Source organism: Pseudomonas sp. GCEP-101, assembly GCF_025133575.1.
Lineage (GTDB): Bacteria > Pseudomonadota > Gammaproteobacteria > Pseudomonadales > Pseudomonadaceae > Pseudomonas > Pseudomonas nitroreducens_B.
The window spans coordinates 5,786,151-5,804,272 of record NZ_CP104011.1; the positions used below are offsets into that span (position 1 = coordinate 5,786,151).

Genomic DNA, 18,122 nt, shown 5'->3' on the forward strand with positions numbered 1-18,122 from the left:
CCCTATCGGGCCGAACGACGGTTTCTGTAGGAGCGAGCTTGCTCGCGAACGCACGCCGCTCCGGTGCCGAGAGGTTCGCGAGCAAGCTCGCTCCTACAAAGCATGACCGGGCGTCAGCCCTCCTGCCGGCGCGGCAGATCATCCACGGTGTCGAACCACGACAGCTGCGACGAACACCAGACATGGCATTGCGGCTGGATCAGCTCTGGATCGTCCAGGGTAACGGTGTTGAGCCCGACCGTATCGCCGTCGCGCAGGCGAAACTCCAGCGGCGTGCCGCACTTCACGCAGAAGCGCCGCTCGCCGTCCTCACTGGAGCGCCACATCCCCAGCTCGCCAGCGATATAGGCAAAACCCGAGAGCGGAATCACCGCCCAGGGCACCGCCGGCGCGGCATTGGATTTCTGGCAGATACGGCAGTGGCAATAGCCCGCTTCCTCAGGCTCTGCGTCCACGCGGTAACGCACAGCACCGCAGGCGCAGCCGCCAAACAGGGGCAAAGGCAACATGACGACTCTCCCGGAATGCCGAACAGGATTCAGAGATTAGCCAGCATGCCGAAGGTCTGCAGCACCGCCACGCCGGTGAAGAGCAACAGGATTTGTCGCTCGGCGAGAAGGCGGACCTCCTCGCGCTGCTGCGGCGGGCGCTCCAGATAGTCCAGCGATTGCTGGAACAGCTGCCGGCTGATCAGCCTGGACAGCTGGTTCAGCTCACCCTCGTCGACATCCGGCAGCAGGTGGAACTGGCGGATGTCCTCGGCCATGTCTTCGCCGAAGGCGTCCATCACGTGCGCAAGCGCCTCACGCAGCACCGGCGACGGTCCGTGCAGCTCGCGTACGCCGATGATGAAGGCCTGCGGGTTGCACTCCACGAAATCGAAGAACAGCCGTACCGTCTCCCGCGTTACCCGCTGGCCGCGCTCCAGGTCCAGGCCGAAGGGTACGCTGGCGGCGCCCTTCCCCGGACTGGCGCGTTCGGCGGCCTCGCGGCGCAGGTCGCGCAGCGGCTGGCGCAGCTGGGTGGCGATGTCGCGGATGATCGCCAGGCCCAGGTCGTCCACGTCGCCGAAATGCCGGTAGAAGGTGTTCGGGTTCAGCCCCGCTTCCCGCGCCAGCTCCCGCAACCCGAGGCTGCTCAGGCTGCGCCGGCTCGCCGCCAGGCGCAGCGCCGCCTCGATCAGCGCACGCTTGCCGGCGGCCTCCACCGGTCGTTCTTCCTGTCCGATTTCCATGAGATTGGCGCCGACCCCACCTAAGGTTGGTTGTCCCGCAAGTATACAGATGTCTACATTTCAGCACGTAGACAGTTGTATACGCCAGCAACAATCATAACAGGAGCTTGGCAATGGGTACCCAACCAAAGACTGCCCCGCGACACTGCAAAGTCGCCATCATCGGCACCGGCTTTTCCGGGCTGGGCATGGCGATCCGCCTGAAGCAGGAAGGCGAGAACGACTTCCTGCTGTTCGAGAAGGACGCCGGCGTCGGCGGTACCTGGCGGGTCAACAATTACCCGGGCTGCGCCTGCGACGTGCAGTCCCACGTCTACTCCTTCTCCTTCGAGCCGAACCCGGACTGGACGCGCATGTTCGCCCGCCAGCCGGAAATCCGTGCCTACCTGGAGAACTGCTGGAAGAAGTACCGCCTCGAAGACAAGACCCTGCTCAACACCGAGATGGCGCGTTTCGAATGGGACGAACAGCAGCAGCTCTGGCACCTGTTCGACGCCGCCGGCAACCTCTACACCGCCAAGGCCGTGGTGTCGGGCATGGGCGCCCTGTCGATCCCGTCGATCCCGGCGCTCAAGGGCCTGGAGAACTTCCAGGGCAAGGCCTTCCACTCCCAGCAGTGGGACCACGACTACGACCTCAAGGGCAAGCGCGTCGCGGTGATCGGCACTGGCGCCTCGGCCATCCAGTTCGTCCCGGAAATCCAGCCGCTGGTGGCCAAGCTCGACCTCTACCAGCGCACCGCACCGTGGATCCTGCCCAAGCCCGACCGCGCCATCAGCGAGAAGGAACGCGCGCGCTTCCGCCACTTCCCCGCCGTGCAGAAGCTCTGGCGCGGCGCGCTCTACAGCATGCTCGAAGGCCGCGTGCTGGGCTTCACCTTCGCGCCCTGGGCGATGAAGCTGGTGGGCAAGCTGGCCGAGCGTTTCATCCGCCAGCAGATCAAGGACCCCGACCTGCGCCGCAAGCTGACCCCCGACTACACCATCGGCTGCAAGCGCGTGCTCATGTCGCATAACTACTACCCCGCGCTGGCCGCCTCCAACGCCTCGGTGATCGTCGACGGCATCCGTGAAATCAAGGCCGGTAGCATCATCACCAGCGACGGCCGCGAGCGCCCCGTGGACGCCATCATCTTCGGCACCGGCTTTACCGCTAACGACCCGATCCCCCGCGGCGTGGTGTTCGGCAAGGGTGGCGTGGACCTGCTCGACACCTGGAAGAACGGCCCGGAAGCCTACAAGGGCACCATGACCCGCGGCTTCCCCAACCTGTTCTTCCTCATGGGCCCGAACACCGGCCTGGGCCATAACTCCATGGTCTACATGATCGAATCGCAGATCGCCTACGTGCTGGGCGCCATCAAGCTGATGGATCGCCGCGAGCTGCAGAGCGTCGAAGTCAAGGAAGAGGTCCAGGAGCGCTGGAACGAGAAGCTGCAACGCGGCCTCAACCACAGCGTGTGGAACACCGGCGGCTGCAAGAGCTGGTACCTGCACCCGGTGAGCGGGCGCAACTGCACCCTGTGGCCGGGCTTCACCTGGCGCTTCCGCGCGCTCACCAGCCAGTTCGACCCCAGCGCCTATCACCTGAAAGCCAAGCCCCTGAGCAGCCCTGTCGCCCAACCGCAACGCCACGCCGAGGAGGTGCCGGCATGAAGAACTTCGAGAACAAGGTCGCCGCCATCACCGGCGCGGGCTCCGGCATCGGTCGCGCCCTGGCCGTGGAACTGGCCGCCCGGGGTTGCCACCTGGCCCTGGCCGACGTGAACGCCGCAGGCCTGGAGGAAACCCGCCAGTTGCTCGCCTCCTCCGGCGTGCGCGTGTCCACCGACACGGTCAACGTCGCCGACCGCGACCAGGTGCATGCCTGGGCCGACAAGGCCGCCCGCGAGCACGGCAAGGTCAACCTGGTGTTCAACAACGCCGGCGTCGCCCATGCCGGCACCGTGGAGGCGAGCGACTACGAAGAGTACGAGTGGATCACCAACATCAACTTCTGGGGCGTGGTCTACGGCACCAAGGCCTTCCTGCCACACCTGAAGGCCTCGGGCGACGGCCACGTGGTCAACGTCTCCAGCGTCTTCGGCCTGTTCTCCCAGCCGGGCATGAGCGCCTACAACGCCACCAAGTTCGCCGTGCGCGGCTTCACTGAGTCGCTGCGCCAGGAGCTGGACATGGAGCGCAGTGGCGTCTCCGCCAGCTGCGTGCATCCCGGCGGGATCAAGACCAACATCGCCAAGACCGCGCGGATGAACGACAGCATGGTCAAGGTCACCGGGCAGAACGCGGAAGCCGCGCGCACCCAGTTCAATGACCAGTTGCTGCGCACCACCCCGCAGAAGGCCGCGCAGGTGATCCTCCGCGGCGTGGAACGCGACTCGCGGCGCATCCTGATCGGCTCGGATGCCCATGCCATCGACCTGATGCTGCGCCTGCTGCCGGTGTGGTACCAGAAGGTGGTCACCGGCAGCATGAAGCTGGCCAAACGCTTCGCCCCCAGGCCCAAGCGCAAGTCCGGCGCGGAGGGCTACGAGGCCAAGTAGCCCCCGCCATTGCAGCGCAAAGCCCGCCCTGACCAGGCGGGCTTTGTGTTTCTCTGACAGCAAGATTACGGCTTATCCGGAGCCCTCCTACAGACCAGTGGCTGGCGTCTTCTTCTTTCACCTCCCCGCAACACCGATAACCGGGGTGGGGCGTGGATGTCTCGCCCTCGCGTTGACAAACACATGGTGTGAACAAGGAGTGTCCTGATGGTCAGTAGCGTCAGTCTCATCAAGCTTTCGAAAAAACTCTGGGCAGGTCTGCCCGGTTCGGACAGCAAAGGTTATAGCGCCCCACCGGCGACGATGCAGTTCGCCTTCGGCGTCGTGGCGGCGGACATGTCCTTCGCGCAGATCAGCGGCGTCGACGGTTATCTCGACGAGAGCCGATTGATCACCGGCATCCACTGGGTCAACGGCGACCAGATCACCGCCTTCTCCCTGCCGCCGGGCCGGTACCGCCTTTACGAATTCACCCTCGTGCGCGCCGCCGACAACGCCACGCTGAAGTTCGCCAAGATGGGCGGCTGGCAATTCAAGGCCGACATCAACGGGGTCGAAACTGCCGCCATCGATGACGAGAACGCCGTTCCGTTCGAGGTGGGCACTGACGGCCAGGACATCGCCATTGTCGGCATCAACAAGACCTACTCGGTACTGGTCGACAAGCTCGCTGGCGGTCGGCCGCAGGCGGGAGTGATGTTCTTCGGCAGCAGCTCCGGCTACGGGCTGTTCCCCCACGACTGGAACGCCCCCGCCATCGTGAGCGTCGGGGTGACCGATGCCACCGGCAGCCTGAGGCTGGACGGCTTCACCTCCGGCGGCAATGCCTTCCTCCATGAGGTCATTCCCAAGGCCGATTACGAGGCGGGCGTGCGAGCCAATCGAATGGACGTGCTGCACCAGGACGGCACGCCCTGGTTCAGCTGCGACTTCGCCGAGGGCCACGCCGTCACCCAGGCCGAGCTGGACCATCTGCTGCGCGAGCCGAAACTCAACGCCGCCGCGCGCGAGCTGATCCGCCAGAACCTGCACGTCGGCGACTACCTGTGCGCCGCCACCAATTACCTGTACGAGCGCCAGGGCATGCTCAAGGCGACGGTCCACAATGGCGGTACACCCAACGTCAAACTGTACAAGAAGCTGTGGGCCGGCGTGCCGGGCTCGGATGACAAGGGCTACTCCATCCCCGACGTCACGATGCAGTTCGCTTTCGGCATCGTCGGCGCGGACACCTCCTTCGCCCAGATGGTCGGCGCGGACGGCTACCTGGATGAAAGCAAGCTGATTGGCGGGGTGATCAGGCTCAGCGGCGAGCAGGTCGTCAGCTTCTCGCTGCCACCGGGCAAGTACCGCCTCTACGAATTCGAGCTCGTTCGCGCAGCCGACAACGTGACGCTGAAGCTGGCCAAGATGGGCGGCTGGCAGTTCAAGGCCGAGGTCAACGGGGTCGAAACCGCCGCCATCGACGACGAGAACGCCATTGCGTTCGAAGTGGGCAACGGCAATAGCGAAATCACCCTGATGGGCATCAACAAGTCCTTCTCGGTGTTGATCGAGAAACGCGCCGACGGCCAGCTGAAACCTGGCGTGATGATCTTCGGCACCAGCTCAGGCTCGGGGCTGTTCCCCCACGACTGGAACATCGCCGCCATCGTGCGTGTCGGGATAACGGACGCTCAGGGCAGCCTGAGGCTGGACGGCTTCACCTCCGGTTGCAATGCCTTCATCCATGAAGTCATCCCCAGGGCGGATTACGAGGCGGGGGTCCGCGCCACCCGGATGGATGTGCTGCATCAGGACGGCAGCCCCTGGTTCAGCTGCGACTTCGCCGAGGGCCACGCCATCACCCAGGCCGAGCTGGACCACCTGCTGCACGAGCCGAAGCTCAATGCCGCCGCACGCGAGCTGATCCGCCAGAACCTGCACGTCGGCGACTACCTGTGCGCTGCCACCAACTACCTGTACGAGCGCCAGGGCATGCTCAAGGCCACGATTCACAATGGCGGCATACCCAACGTCAGGCTGTGCAAGAAAATCTGGGCTGGCGTCCCCGGCGCCGACGAGCAAGGACGCTCCGCTGCGGCTGAGACGATACGGTTCGCCTTTGGCATCGTCCCGGGGGATGTCACCTACAGCCAGATCATCGGCATCGATCGCTATGTCGACGAGGCCAGGCTGATCGGCGGCGTACGGTTCATCGACGGCGCCCAGTGCATCGACCTGCACTTGCCTGCGGGGCGCTACAAGCTCTATGAGTTCACCATGGTGCGTGACGCCGATGGCACCCGCCTGAAGTACGAACGCAAGGGCGGCTGGGACTTCACCGCTGACATCAACGGCAAGAACACCGGCCCGGTGGGCGACAACGATGGCATTCCCTTCGAAGTCGCTAGCAACGGCACGCTGATCGAACTGGTCGGGATCAACAAGGCGCTGTGCGCGCACATCACCCTGTTCGAAGGCCAGACGCCAAAGGCGGGGGCCCTGCTCCTGGGTACCAGCTCCTACCTCGGCCTGATACCCGACACCCAGGGCTGGAACGCGGGCGCCACGGTGCGCGTCGGCCTTACCGATGGGCACGGCCAGGTACGCCTGGACGGCTTCAGCTCCGGCAACAACGTCTTCATTCACCAGGTCATCGCCCAGGCTGACTACCGAGCCGGGGTGCGCCCCGGGAACATGGACGTCTACGGTATCAACGGCAGCCTCTGGCTCACCTACGGGTTCCCGGAGGTACGGCAGGTCACCGCTGAATATCGGGCGGCTCTATTGCGCGAACCCAAGTTCAACGCGGCGGCGCGCCAGTTGATCGACACGCACCTGCAGGTTGGCGATTACCTGTGCGGCAACAGCCAGCGCTACTTCTATGAGCGGCAAGGCGTCATGCAGCTGGTGATCCACAATACCCGCGGATGAAACCCGCACTCAGGCTCGCCGCACCGGCGGGCCTGAGCTGGTCGCAGTATGCGACAAGAATCAGAGCCCCATCTGCTTGGCAATGATCTCGTTCATGATCTCCCGCGTGCCACCGCCGATGGAGAGGATGCGGTTGTCGCGGTACAGCCGCTCCACCAGGCTCTCGCGCATGTAGCCCATGCCGCCCAGTACCTGCACCGCGTCGTAGGTCACGCGGTCGGCGACGTCGGTGGCGAAATTCTTGGCCATGGAGATTTCCCTGATCACGCTCTTGCCGGCCGCCATCTTCGCCGCCTGGCGGTAGGTGAACTCGCGGGACACCTCCACCTGGGTGGCCATCTCCGCCAACCGGTGCTTGAGCACCTGGAACTTGCCGATGGGCTTGCCAAACGCCTCGCGCTCGCGGCTCCACGCCAGCGCCTCGTCCAGCGCCAGTTGCGCGGTCATGTTGGCCATGATCGCCAGGGCCAGGCGCTCGCTCTGGAAGTTCGCCATGATGCAGGCGAAGCCCATGTTCTCGGCGCCGATGAGGTTTTCCACCGGCACCTTGCAGTCGTCGAAGAACAGCTCGGCGGTGTCCGATGCCCACCAGCCCATCTTCTTCAGCGTGCGGCTGACGGTGAAGCCGGGCGTGCCCTTCTCCACCAGCAGCAGGCTGACGCCGCCGAAGCCATCGCCACCGGTTCGCACCGCCACGGTGTAGTAATCGGCGCGCACGCCGCTGGTGATGAAGGTCTTGCTGCCGCTCACGCGGTAATGGTCGCCGTCGCGCACGGCGCGAGTCTTCAGGCTGGCCACGTCGGAGCCGCCGGACGGCTCGGTGACCGCCAGGGCCATGATCTTCTCGCCGGCCAGCACCTGCGGCGCGATGCGCTCGCGCAACTCGGGGAGGCCCCACTTGATCAACGGTGGCAGGCCGATATCCAGCGAGCCCAGCCCCGCCACCAGCCCGCCGGAGCCGCAGCGCATCAGTTCCTCGCTGGCCGCCACCTTGGCGAACAGGTCGCCCTCGTGGCTGCCGCCCAGCGATTCCGGGTAGCCGATGCCGAGGATGCCGGCCTCGCCCGCCTTGCGGTACAGCTCGCGGGGGAACGCTTCGGCCTCCTCCCAGTCGGCCACGTGGGGCAGGATTTCACGCTCGACGAAGCGCCGCACGCTGTCGCGGACCAGGCGGTGGCTGTCATCGAAGTATTCGGCGAACACGGACATGGCGAGGCTCCAGGCGATTTGCCTGAAAACTTACCGAGCGCTTGCTTGGTTTTCAAGCGGAGACACCCGCCATCGGCTAGGACAGATGCGCCGCCCCGAATCGCTCGCGGTAGGTCGAAGGCGCCACACCTGCCGCACTGCGGAAGGCGTTGCGGAAGCTCTCCACGGTGCCGAAGCCACATTGCTCGGCGATTCGCTCGACGCTCTCGCCGCTGCTTTCCAGCAACTCGCGGGCGCGGGCCATGCGCTCGTGCTGCAGCCACGCCTTGGGCGTCATGCCGGTGGCCTCGCTGAAGCGGCGCAGGAAGGTACGTTCGCTCATCGCCACCCGGCTGGCCAGCTCGCCCACCGAAATCGACCGGTCCAGCCGTTGCCGGGCCCAGTCCAGCAGTCCGGCGAGATCGTGCCGGGGAGCCTTCGCCACCGGCGCTGGGATGAACTGCGCCTGCCCGCCGCCACGTTGCGGCGACATCACCAGGCGCCGTGCAACGGTATTGCCGACCTGCGTGCCGAAATCCCGCGCCACCAGGTGCAGGCAGGCATCGATCCCCGCCGCGCTGCCGGCCGAGGTGATCAGTTGCCCGGCATCGACGTAGAGCACCTGGGCATCGACCTCGATGGCGGGAAAGCGCGCCGCCAGCTCGTGGGTGTAACGCCAATGGGTGGTTGCCCGCCGGCCGTCGAGCAAGCCGGTGGCGGCCAGGACGAAGACCCCGGAGCAGATGGACAGCAGCCGTGCGCCTTGTTCATGGGCCTTGCGCAAGGCCTGCACCAGTTCGGCGGACGGCGCCTCGGCGCGGTCGCGCCAGCCCGGCACGATGATGGTGCCGGCCGTCTCGAGGGCTTCCAGCCCGCCATCGGCCAGGACCTGGATGCCGCCCAGCGCGCGCATCGGCCCTGCGTCGACGGCGACGACACGGTGGCGATACCACGGGAAGTCGAACTCGGGACGCGGCAGCCCGAACATCTCCACGGCGATGCCGAATTCGAAGGTGCACAGGCCGTCATAGGCAAGAACGGCCACATCCAGGGGATCGCGCTGCATTTGGCGGAAAACTTCCGATCACTGTCCAGGCCGCCACTGTAGCCGATTCAACCGGCCGCCTACAGTGCAGCCATCTTTCACAGGAGCCTTGCCATGCCCAGCCTCGTCAGCCAGTTCCCTGCCGCCCTGCCCGCCGACGCCCTCGCCCACTTCAGCCATCGCCTGGCCTTCGAGACCGATTGCTCGGACGTGAACCACGCCCTGCAGAACGGCGAGCAGGATTTCGTCCTGCTCGATGTACGCAGCGCCGCTGCCTTTGCCCGTGGCCACGTACCCGGCGCGCTGAACCTGCCCACCCGCGAGATCGATGCGCCGCGCATGGCACAGTTCCCGTCGGGCACCTTGTTCGTCGTCTACTGCGCCGGGCCGCATTGCAACGGCGTGCACCGCGCCGCCGCGAAGCTCGCTGCCCTGGGCCTGCCGGTGAAGGAGATGATCGGCGGGGTGACCGGCTGGCTGGACGAGGGCCTGGCGCTGACCGGCGCGGCAGGCCAGCCGCCACTCAGCCAGGCAGACGGCATCTCGTGCGCCTGCTGAGCATTCGCGAGGCGCGGCAGGACGACGTTCCCGCCGTGCTGGAGCTCATGCGTGCCCTGGCAGCGTTCGAAGGCTACCTCGACGACTTCGCGGTGGACGCCGACGCCCTGCTCGCCCGCGCCTTCGGCACAGCGGCGCAATGCCAGGTGTTCGTCGCCGAGCGCGACGCACTCTGCGGCTACGCCGTCGTGCAGACGCTTGCCTTCACCTTCGACCTACGCCCGAGCGTTCGACTCAAGGAGCTGTATGTCGTCCCGGCGCAGCGCAACGGCGGCGTCGGCGAAGAGTTGCTGCGGCGCGTTGCGCACTGGGCGCTGGAGCGGGGTGCGGGCCGCCTGCTGTGGGACGTGCTGGCCGGCAATGACGCAGCCGAACGCTTCTACCGGCGCCTGGGCGGGCGCCCGGACAGCAAGTGGATTGCCTACGGCATGGATGACTGGGCGCTGCGGCGCCTTGCCGGCGGTTAGCCGCTGATCGGCCGACGTCCCGCCAGGGCGTGGGCCAGGGTGCCACCGTCCACCAGCTCCAGCTCGCCACCCAGCGGCACGCCGTGGGCGATGCGCGACAGCACCAGGTCGCCGCCGCCCAGCAGTTGGGCGATGTAGTGGGCGGTCGCCTCGCCTTCCACCGTGGGGTTGGTGGCAAGGATGATCTCGCTGAAGTTGCCGGCCTTGATCCGCGCTTCCAGCTCGGGAATGCCGATGGCTTCCGGCCCCAGGCCGTCCAGCGGCGACAGGTGCCCCTTGAGCACGAAGTAGCGGCCGCGGTAGCCGGTCTGCTCGACGGCGAACACATCCAGCGGGCCTTCCACCACGCACAGCAGGCTGTCATCCCGGCGAGGGTCGGTGCATTGCGGGCAGAACTCGTCCTCGGACAGGGTGCGGCACTGCTTGCAGTGGCCGACGCCTTCCATCGCCTGGGTCAGCGCCTGGGCCAGGCGCAGGCCGCCACTGCGGTCGCGCTCCAGCAGCTGCAGCGCCATGCGCTGGGCACTCTTCTGGCCCACGCCGGGCAGGGTGCGCAGGGCATCGATCAGTTGGCGGATCAGCGGCGTGAAGCTCATGGGGCGGTCTCGGGAGATTTTTCAGGGAGTAGAACGACTGTAGGAGCGAGCTTGCTCGCGAACCCTGCCCGGCCACTGGAGCCGGAAGAGCGTTCGCGAGCAAGCTCGCTCCTACAGGGGAAGCGCCTGGATCAGAAAGGCATCTTGAAGCCGGGCGGCAATTGCATGCCAGCAGTCATGCCGGACATCTTCTCCTGGTTGTTCTGCTCGATCTTGCGCACGGCATCGTTCACCGCGGCGGCGATCAGGTCTTCGAGGATTTCCTTGTCTTCCTGCATCAGGCTGTCATCCAGGGAGACGCGCTTGACGTCGTGGCGACCGGTCATCACCACGCTCACCAGGCCGGCGCCGGATTGACCGGTCACTTCGGCGTTGGCCAGCTCTTCCTGCATCTTCTGCATTTTTTCCTGCATCTGCTGGGCCTGCTTCATCAGGCCAGCCATGCCACCTTTCATCATGTCGAGTTCCTCGATTCGTTCAGTCGTGGCGAAGTCAGGGGCTGGTCGCGGCTGCGCGAGCGAGCGCAGCAGGCCGCGGCCAGGGTCCTCAGGCCTTCGCCTCCAGGGGTTCAATAGTACCGTCGCGGACCACCGCGGCGAACTGTTGCTTCATCTGTAGCACATAGGGGTCGGCGGCGATGGACGCCTCGGCCTGGCGCTGACGCTCGGCGCGCTTGCGCGCGGCGGCCTGGGCCGGGGTTTCCTGCTCGGGCTTCTGCTGGGTGACCTGCAGCGTCAGGGTACGCCCATGGTACTGGTTCAGCGCATCGTTCAGGCGGCGCTGCTGGGTGGCGTTGAACAGGGCGCTCTGGCCCGGGTCCAGGTGCAGGTGCCAGTTGTCACCGTCCACGGCCACCAGGGTGCAGTTGGCGCCGATGCTGGCGGTCAGGCCGGCCAGGCCCAGGCGCGGGAACAGCTCCAGCCACTCGGCGGCAAGGCCGGTGGCGGGCATGGCGGCGGGCTCGGGCTCCGGCTCGGCCTGCTCCTGCGGCGCCTCGTTCTCGAGGTAGCCGTAGGATTCCATGTCGACTTCGTAGTAATCCTCGGCGGGCGGCGGCTCTTCGTCGCGATCGTCGTCTTCGGCCGGTGCCTCGGCTACCACCGGGGCGGGCAGGTCCACCGGGGCCGGCGCGGCTGCTTGCGCCAAAGGCGCAGCCGCGACAGGTGCAGGTGCAGGTGCAGGTGCAGGTGCAGGTGCAGGTGCAGCAGGCTCAGCCGGCGCGGGCGCGGGCGCGACGGCAACCGGCACCGCGGGCTCGTCCCATGGCAGATCCACCGGCACGTCGGCAACCGGCGGCGGTTCGACTGCCGGAGCAGGGTCAGCCGCGGCCAGGGGTTGCGGCTGCGGCTCGACCGGAGCCGGGGCCGCTGCGACGACCGGAGCGGGAGCCACAACGGGCGCGGCCTCCACGACCGGAGCCGGGGCAACCTGAGGCTGCGGCGCAGCAACGGTCGGAGCAGTCTCGGCAACCGGCGCGACCGGAGCGGGCACGGCCGGCGGCGCGGCAATGGCTGCAACCGGCGCCGCAACGGCGGCGCCGGCCACTGGGTTGGGGTTGGAATCAGCCGTGGCCTTGCTGATCCCCAGGTCCTTTAGTGGCGACCTGGGCGCGCCGTCGGCATCCGCCGGGCGGAACGCCAGCATGCGCAGCAGCACCATCTCGAAGCCGCCACGGGGGTCGGGCGCCAGCGGCAGGTCGCGACGGCCGATCAGGCCCATCTGGTAATAGAACTGCACGTCTTCGGCCGGCAGCGCCTGGGCCAGTGCCAGCACGCGATCACGGTCGCCCTGGCCGTTGTCCACCGCCTCGGGCAGCGCCTGGGCGATGGCCACGCGGTACAGCACGTTGAGTATTTCGGCCAGTACGCCGCCCCAGTCCGGGCCCTGCTCGGCCAGGTGGCGGACGGCTTCCAGCAGCGCGCGGGCATCGCCTTCGAGCAACGCATGGAGCACACCGTAGACCTGCCCGTGATCCAGGGTACCGAGCATGGCGCGCACGTCGGCGGCCAGCACCTTGCCTTCGCCGAAGGCGATGGCCTGGTCGGTGAGGCTCATGGCGTCACGCATCGAGCCATCGGCCGCGCGGCCCAGCAGCCACAGCGCATCGTCCTCGAAGGGCACGTTCTCGGCGCCCAGGACGTGGGTGAGGTGCTCGACCACGCGCTCCGGCGGCATGTTCTTCAGGGAGAACTGCAGGCAGCGCGAGAGAATGGTCACCGGGAGCTTCTGCGGGTCCGTGGTGGCCAGCAGGAACTTCACGTGGGGTGGCGGCTCCTCCAGGGTCTTCAACAGGGCGTTGAAGCTGTGGCTGGAGAGCATGTGCACTTCGTCGATCAGGTAGACCTTGTAGCGCCCGCGGCTCGGCGAGTACTGCACGTTGTCGAGCAGCTCGCGGGTGTCCTCGACCTTGGTGCGGCTGGCGGCGTCCACTTCGATCAGGTCGACGAAGCGGCCCTCGTCGATCTCGCGGCACACCGAGCACTGCCCGCAGGGAGTCGAGCTGACGCCGGTCTCGCAGTTCAGGCACTTGGCCAGGATGCGCGCGATGGTGGTCTTGCCCACACCACGGGTACCGGTGAACAGGTAGGCGTGGTGCAGGCGCTGGTTGTCCAGCGCGTTGATCAGGGCCTTGAGCACATGGGTCTGGCCGACCATTTCGCGGAACGAGCGCGGACGCCATTTGCGGGCAAGAACCTGATAACTCATTGAAATCCATCGCGACAGGTGAGCAGAAGTGCGCTAATCCTAGCGAAGCGGACTGTAAATTGCACCCGATGTCCGCACCGGTCGTTGTCGCATCTTGGCAAGGGCCGGGCTACACGGCATTGTGTCGTCGTTCTGCCATCAACGGAGCCTTGATGCGCTTCCTTGCCACCGCCCTGCTGCTGCTCGCCACTCTCGCCCAGGCCGACGACCGTCCCCTGCGCTTCTCGGTGGTCGACAGCTGGGCGATGCCCCTGGCACAGATCGAGAATGGAGAACTGACCGGCGGCATCATGTTCGAGCTGTTCAACGAGGCGGCGCACGAACTGGGCCGGCAGGCCGCCTTCCACATCGTGCCCCGCGCGCGCATCGAACAGGCGTTGCTCACTCACACCGTGGACGTGCGCTGCTACGTGTCGCGCAGCTGGATCGAACACGAATTCAACGACTACCGCTGGAGCGCCCCGCTCCTGGTGCAGCGCGACCTGCTGGTGGTGCGCGACGCTCCGGCAGACAAGCTGGAAACCCTCCCCAGCCAATCCGTCGGCACCGTGCTGGGCTATCACTATCCGCGCCTGCAGCCGCTGCTGGACAGCCACTGGCTGACCCGCGACGACGCCCGCAACCAGGAGCTGGTGCTGAAGAAGCTGCGCATCGGCCGCTACCAGTACGCCATCAGCAGCGAGTTTGCGCTGAACTGGTTCAACCGCTCGCTGCCCGAGGCGGAGCGCCTGCGGATCGCCAGCGTGATCGAGGAAACGCCGCTGTCGTGCATGGTGCTGGATACGCCGGAGGTGCGCGCCGACGAGGTACTCGCGGTGCTGGCGAAGATCAAGGCGTCGGGGAAGATCGAGCAGATCCTGGATCACTATCGCTGAGGCGATTCGTGCATCGACAGGCGGGGGCGCGAGGTTTTCCTGGCCCCGAAATGGAGGCGGCCCCGCCAGCCACACCCCGGCACACAATGTCCCCGCTATGGCTGCTTCCTTCCGGACCTGACCAGGTTAACGGGTAATCGTTGCGGGGGGACCGACAGGGCCACCATCGCGAGAACTCGCCAGATCGGCGAGCCGCGCCATTGTAGCGGCTTGAGCGCAACTTACAAGTACTTCAAGCACTTAGCGCTGCCCTTCAGGAAATCCCTGACCGTCATCACTAATCCGGGCGATTATTTCGAGAATCGCTTCACGCGCTATAAAGAAATTTCCTCTTGCGCCGACGCCCTGAATAGAGATCCCGCCAATCAAGGACGGGCCATTCAGAGCGAGAAAGCCATGATGTCCGTTGCCCTGCGTTCCACCACCCTTGCCGCCCTGCTCTGCTCCACCCCGCTGATGGCCTACGACGGCATCATCTACTTCAGTGGTGCAGTGGTCGAGCCGACCTGCCAGGTCGGGCTGAGCAACGTTACTGACCGCAGCGCACACGTGCAGCTGAGCGAGTGCGGCCAGGTGGTGACGATGATGCTGAACGAGCCGCGCGGCGCGCAGCCCAGCGTGAGCTATCGGCTGACCGATATGCACGGCAAGGCGCTGGGCAGGGGCATCACCGCCACCGGCGATGCCGACAGTGTGATCCGCGAGGTCACCCAGGGCGGCGTCGCTGCAGGCCAGCGCAATGTGGTGCTGGTGGCCGAATACCTGTAAGGGCGTTATTGCCCCTGGAGCAGGCCCTCGGGCCGAGGCTGGGTGGAAACTTCCAGGTTCGGCCCGATGAACAGGTCCATCTTGCTGTAGCCCGGACGGGTGCTGAAGGTCGAATAGCGCTCTGCGCCCTGGTGGAACTGGAAGGCGACGCGATACTCGCCCGAACGCAGCAGGCGCAGCGGGAAGGCGCGCGCCTCACCCGGCTTGATCTCGCCCGCGCGGGTTTCCTCGCCGTTTTCCTTGAAGCTGTAACTCACCGCAGGGCCGCCCACGCCGTCGTAATGCAGGACGATCTGCGGGCGCTCGGTCCAGGCCACGTAGGCCCCGAACAGCAGCACCAATGCCGCCACGCCGAGCAGGCGCTGCTTTCTTGCCTTGTCCATCGTGCTCTCCGCTCACGGATGGCCCGCCCCGCACCGAACCCTCGCTGGGCGAAACGGGCCCGCCGATCAGTTCAGGCTGTCAACCAGCGCCTTGGCCGGCACCAGGCGCACCGCCTTCTTCGCGGCGATCTCGATGGTCTTGCCGGTCTGCGGGTTGCGGCCGGTGCGAGCGGCGCGCTCGCTGACCTTGAGCTTGCCGATGCCCGGCAGGGTCAGCTCACCGTCGTTCTCCAGGGCGTCCTGGGCGATCTGCGCCAGTTGCTCGAACACGCCGCGCACAGCGGCCTGGGTCAGGTCGAGGGATTCGGCGATATCGCGAACCAGTTGGTCCTTGGTCATGGGCATGGATTGACTCCTTGATGCGTTGATCGTGATTCGTTGATCGAAAGAAAGGCGTGTCAGGCGCCGATGCCGTGGTCGGCCAGCAGCGTGATCAGCTGCTCTTCGTCCATCACGGCGACGCCAAGTTCCTGGGCCTTGGCCAATTTCGAACCCGCGCCAGGCCCTGCGACCACGCAGTGGGTCTTGGCCGAGACGGAGCCGGCGACCTTGGCGCCCAGGCTTTCGAGCTTCTCCTTGGCCACATCGCGGCTCATGGCTTCGAGCGTACCGGTGAGCACCCAGGTCTGGCCGGCCAGCGGCAGGCCTTCGACCACCTTGCGCTCGCTGCGCCAGTGCATGCCGAACTCGGCCAGCTGCGCCTCGACCGCCCTGGCGCGCTCGACGCGGGTGGCATCGGCGAAATACTCGCGCACCGACTGCTTGGCCTTTTCGTTCACCCCTTTCAGGGTGCTGAGGTCGAGCCAGTCCTGGCTGAGGGTGACCAGGGCATCGAGACTGCCGGTCCGGTCAGCCAGCTTCTCGGCGCCGGTGGCGGCGATGAAGGGGATGTTCAGCTTGTCGATGAAGCCGGCCAGCGTGGCGACGGCGGCAAACTCGGCAGACACCTCGCCTTCGTCCTGCAGTTCGACGCCACGCTCGAGCAATTGCGCGATGACCTCGCGGTTGTGCTCATCGTCGAAGAAATTGTGGATCTCGTAGGCCACTTCGCCGCCGACATCCGGCAGGTAGGTGAGCACTTCCGGCAGCGCCTTCTGGATGCGCGCCAGGGAGCCGAGCGAGCGCGCCAGCAGCTTGGCGGTCTCCTCGCCGACGTCGGGGATGCCCAGGGCGAAGACGAAGCGTGCCAGCGTCGGCTTGCGACTGTCGGCAATCGCGGCGAGCAGGTTGCGCGTGGAGACTTCGGCGAAGCCCTCCAGCTCGATGACCTGCTCGAACGTCAGGGTGTAGAGGTCCGCCGGCGACTTCACCAGCCCCTTGTCCACCAGCTGCTCGACGATCTTGTCGCCGAGGCCGTCGATATCCATCGCGCGGCGCGACACGAAGTGGATGATCGCCTGCTTGAGCTGAGCCTGGCAGAACAGTCGGCCGACGCAGCGGTAGATCGCCCCCTCGCTGACCGACTCCTTGCCCTTGCTGCGCTTGACCAACTGGGTGCGCTCGACCTGCGAGCCGCACACCGGGCACTGCGTGGGAATCTCCACCGGGCGGGCGTCCGCCGGGCGGCGTTCGGTGACCACCTGCATGACCTGCGGAATCACATCGCCAGCGCGGCGGATGATCACGGTGTCGCCGATCATCAGGCCCAGGCGGGCGACCTCGTCCATGTTGTGCAGGGTGGCGTTGGAGACGGTCACGCCGGCCACCTGCACCGGCTTCAGGCGCGCCACCGGCGTCACGGCGCCGGTACGGCCGACCTGGAATTCCACGTCGAGCAGCTCGGTCAGCTCTTCCCGCGCCGGGAACTTGTGGGCGATCGCCCAGCGCGGCTCGCGGGCGCGGAAGCCCAGCTCGCGCTGGAAGTCGATGCGGTTGACCTTGAACACCACGCCGTCAATCTCATAGGCGAGGCTGTCGCGGCGCGCGCCGATGTCCTCGTAGTAGGCGCGGCAGCCCTCGACCCCCTTGGCCAGCTTCAGCTCGCGGCTGATCGGGATGCCCCAGCCCTTGAGCGCCTCGAGAATGCCGACCTGGGTGCCGGGCAGCGTGCCACCCTCGACGCGGCCGAAACCGTAGCAGCAGAACTCCAGCGGGCGGCTGGCGGTGATCTTCGAATCCAGCTGTCGCAGGCTGCCAGCCGCGGCGTTGCGCGGGTTGGCGAACGTCTTGCCACCGGCTTCCATCTGCCGCTGGTTGAGCGCCTCGAAACCGGCCTTGGACATGAACACTTCGCCGCGCACCTCCAGCACCGCCGGCCAGCCCTCGCCCTTCAGGCGCAGCGGCACGTTGCGGATGGTGCGCACGTTGACGCTGATGTCTTCGCCGGTGGTGCCATCGCCGCGGGTGGCGCCGCGGGTCAGCACGCCGTTCTCGTACAGCAGGCTCACCGCCAGGCCGTCGAGCTTGGGTTCGCAGCTGTACTCCACCTCGGCGCCGCCGCCGAACAGGTCCGAGGCCGGCAGCAGGTCCGCCAGGCCTTCGCGCACGCGGCGGTCGAAGTCGTTGAGGTCCTGCTCCTCGAAGGCGTTGCCCAGGCTGAGCATCGGCACCTCGTGGCGCACCTCGCCGAAGGCCGAGGCAGCCGCACCGCCGACGCGCTGGGTCGGCGACTCGGGGGTGACCAGTTCCGGATGCTCGGTCTCCAGCGCCTTCAGCTCGCGGAACAGGCGGTCGTACTCGGCGTCCGGCACGCTCGGCTCGTCGAGCACGTAGTAGCGGTAGTTGTGGTCGTCGAGTTCGCTGCGCAGCTGGGCGATGCGTTCGGCTGCGGTTTGGGAGTCGGTCATGCGGGAATCTCGGGCGGCAAGGGGTTGCGGCTAGAAATGCGAAGCCCCAAGGGTTGCT

Annotated in this window: 16 protein-coding genes, 1 other RNA gene and 1 pseudogene; 7 read left to right on the top strand and 11 right to left on the bottom strand. The window is 66.6% G+C overall.

Translation table 11 applies throughout. The features are described 5' to 3' along the window. Nucleotides 1-113: 113 nt before the first annotated feature. Together N0B71_RS26060 and N0B71_RS26065 are read right to left on the bottom strand one after the other, a co-directional pair. Entirely contained in the window at nt 114-509 is a 396-nt protein-coding gene (locus N0B71_RS26060; protein ID WP_259755878.1) for a GFA family protein, read from the bottom strand. Nucleotides 510-538: 29 nt separating this feature from the next. After that, nucleotides 539-1,234: a TetR family transcriptional regulator gene (locus tag N0B71_RS26065; protein WP_259755879.1), complete on the bottom strand. Its 696-nt coding sequence runs from the start codon at nt 1,232-1,234 to the stop codon at nt 539-541. Nucleotides 1,235-1,309: 75 nt separating this feature from the next. On the opposite strand from N0B71_RS26065, the pseudogene N0B71_RS26070 reads away from it, so the two are divergent. The 3 genes and pseudogenes from N0B71_RS26070 (at nt 1,310) to N0B71_RS26080 (ending at nt 6,692) form a co-directional block, all read left to right on the top strand. Next, nucleotides 1,310-2,889, top strand: a pseudogene (locus N0B71_RS26070) (flavin-containing monooxygenase). Further along, on the top strand, nt 2,886-3,776 hold the full coding sequence (locus N0B71_RS26075; protein ID WP_259755881.1) for an SDR family NAD(P)-dependent oxidoreductase: 891 nt from the start codon (nt 2,886-2,888) through the stop codon (nt 3,774-3,776). The pseudogene N0B71_RS26070 and the gene N0B71_RS26075 overlap by 4 nt, the downstream one beginning before the upstream one ends. Nucleotides 3,777-3,983: 207 nt before the next feature. After that, nucleotides 3,984-6,692, top strand: coding sequence for a hypothetical protein (locus N0B71_RS26080; RefSeq protein WP_259755883.1), 2,709 nt, complete (start codon nt 3,984-3,986; stop codon nt 6,690-6,692). A 60-nt stretch (nt 6,693-6,752) separates the two neighbouring features. Here N0B71_RS26080 and N0B71_RS26085 read toward each other — a convergent pair whose 3' ends face one another. Continuing rightward, nucleotides 6,753-7,901, bottom strand: a complete 1,149-nt coding sequence (locus tag N0B71_RS26085; RefSeq protein WP_259755885.1) for an acyl-CoA dehydrogenase family protein — start codon at nt 7,899-7,901, stop codon at nt 6,753-6,755. A 76-nt stretch (nt 7,902-7,977) separates the two neighbouring features. Beyond that, complete coding sequence (gene ftrA / locus N0B71_RS26090; RefSeq protein ID WP_259755887.1) at nt 7,978-8,946, bottom strand: transcriptional regulator FtrA; 969 nt, start codon at nt 8,944-8,946, stop codon at nt 7,978-7,980. A 93-nt stretch (nt 8,947-9,039) separates the two neighbouring features. On the opposite strand from ftrA, the gene N0B71_RS26095 reads away from it, so the two are divergent. Next, nucleotides 9,040-9,483 (top strand): rhodanese-like domain-containing protein, encoded by a 444-nt coding sequence (locus tag N0B71_RS26095; RefSeq protein WP_259755888.1) that lies wholly within the window; start codon nt 9,040-9,042, stop codon nt 9,481-9,483. Further along, nucleotides 9,471-9,950 (top strand): GNAT family N-acetyltransferase, encoded by a 480-nt coding sequence (locus tag N0B71_RS26100; RefSeq protein ID WP_259755890.1) that lies wholly within the window; start codon nt 9,471-9,473, stop codon nt 9,948-9,950. Before N0B71_RS26095 ends, N0B71_RS26100 begins: the two co-directional genes overlap by 13 nt. Here the strand turns inward: N0B71_RS26100 and recR are convergent. From recR to dnaX, 3 genes are all read right to left on the bottom strand, one after another. Next, complete coding sequence (gene recR / locus N0B71_RS26105; protein ID WP_259755892.1) at nt 9,947-10,546, bottom strand: recombination mediator RecR; 600 nt, start codon at nt 10,544-10,546, stop codon at nt 9,947-9,949. The two genes, N0B71_RS26100 and recR, sit on opposite strands and share 4 nt — an antisense overlap. 131 nt (nt 10,547-10,677) lie before the next feature. Then, complete coding sequence (locus N0B71_RS26110) at nt 10,678-11,004, bottom strand: YbaB/EbfC family nucleoid-associated protein (RefSeq protein WP_017516839.1); 327 nt, start codon at nt 11,002-11,004, stop codon at nt 10,678-10,680. 88 nt (nt 11,005-11,092) lie between these two features. After that, on the bottom strand, nt 11,093-13,252 hold the full coding sequence (dnaX, locus tag N0B71_RS26115; RefSeq protein WP_259755893.1) for a DNA polymerase III subunit gamma/tau: 2,160 nt from the start codon (nt 13,250-13,252) through the stop codon (nt 11,093-11,095). Between the two features lie 152 nt (nt 13,253-13,404). Here dnaX and N0B71_RS26120 point away from each other — a divergent pair, with 152 nt between their 5' ends. Next, nucleotides 13,405-14,127, top strand: a complete 723-nt coding sequence (locus N0B71_RS26120; protein WP_259755895.1) for a substrate-binding periplasmic protein — start codon at nt 13,405-13,407, stop codon at nt 14,125-14,127. Nucleotides 14,128-14,187: 60 nt separating this feature from the next. On the opposite strand, the gene ffs is transcribed toward N0B71_RS26120, so the two are convergent. Continuing rightward, nucleotides 14,188-14,284, bottom strand: an RNA gene (gene ffs, locus N0B71_RS26125) — signal recognition particle sRNA small type. A gap of 239 nt (nt 14,285-14,523) precedes the next feature. Between ffs and N0B71_RS26130 the strand changes: the two genes are divergently transcribed. After that, nucleotides 14,524-14,895 carry a hypothetical protein gene (locus N0B71_RS26130; RefSeq protein ID WP_259755896.1) on the top strand — a complete coding sequence of 124 codons (372 nt, stop codon included), beginning with the start codon at nt 14,524-14,526 and terminating at the stop codon, nt 14,893-14,895. A 5-nt stretch (nt 14,896-14,900) separates the two neighbouring features. Here the strand turns inward: N0B71_RS26130 and N0B71_RS26135 are convergent, their stop codons facing one another. From N0B71_RS26135 to ligA, 3 genes are all read right to left on the bottom strand, one after another. Continuing rightward, nucleotides 14,901-15,278 carry a hypothetical protein gene (locus N0B71_RS26135; RefSeq protein ID WP_259755898.1) on the bottom strand — a complete coding sequence of 126 codons (378 nt, stop codon included), beginning with the start codon at nt 15,276-15,278 and terminating at the stop codon, nt 14,901-14,903. A gap of 66 nt (nt 15,279-15,344) precedes the next feature. After that, the gene (locus tag N0B71_RS26140; RefSeq protein WP_024763913.1) at nt 15,345-15,623 is read right to left on the bottom strand and encodes an HU family DNA-binding protein; all 279 of its coding nucleotides are present in this window, start codon (nt 15,621-15,623) and stop codon (nt 15,345-15,347) included. A 53-nt stretch (nt 15,624-15,676) separates the two neighbouring features. Further along, entirely contained in the window at nt 15,677-18,064 is a 2,388-nt protein-coding gene (ligA, locus tag N0B71_RS26145; RefSeq protein ID WP_259755900.1) for an NAD-dependent DNA ligase LigA, read from the bottom strand. Nucleotides 18,065-18,122: the final 58 nt, after the last annotated feature.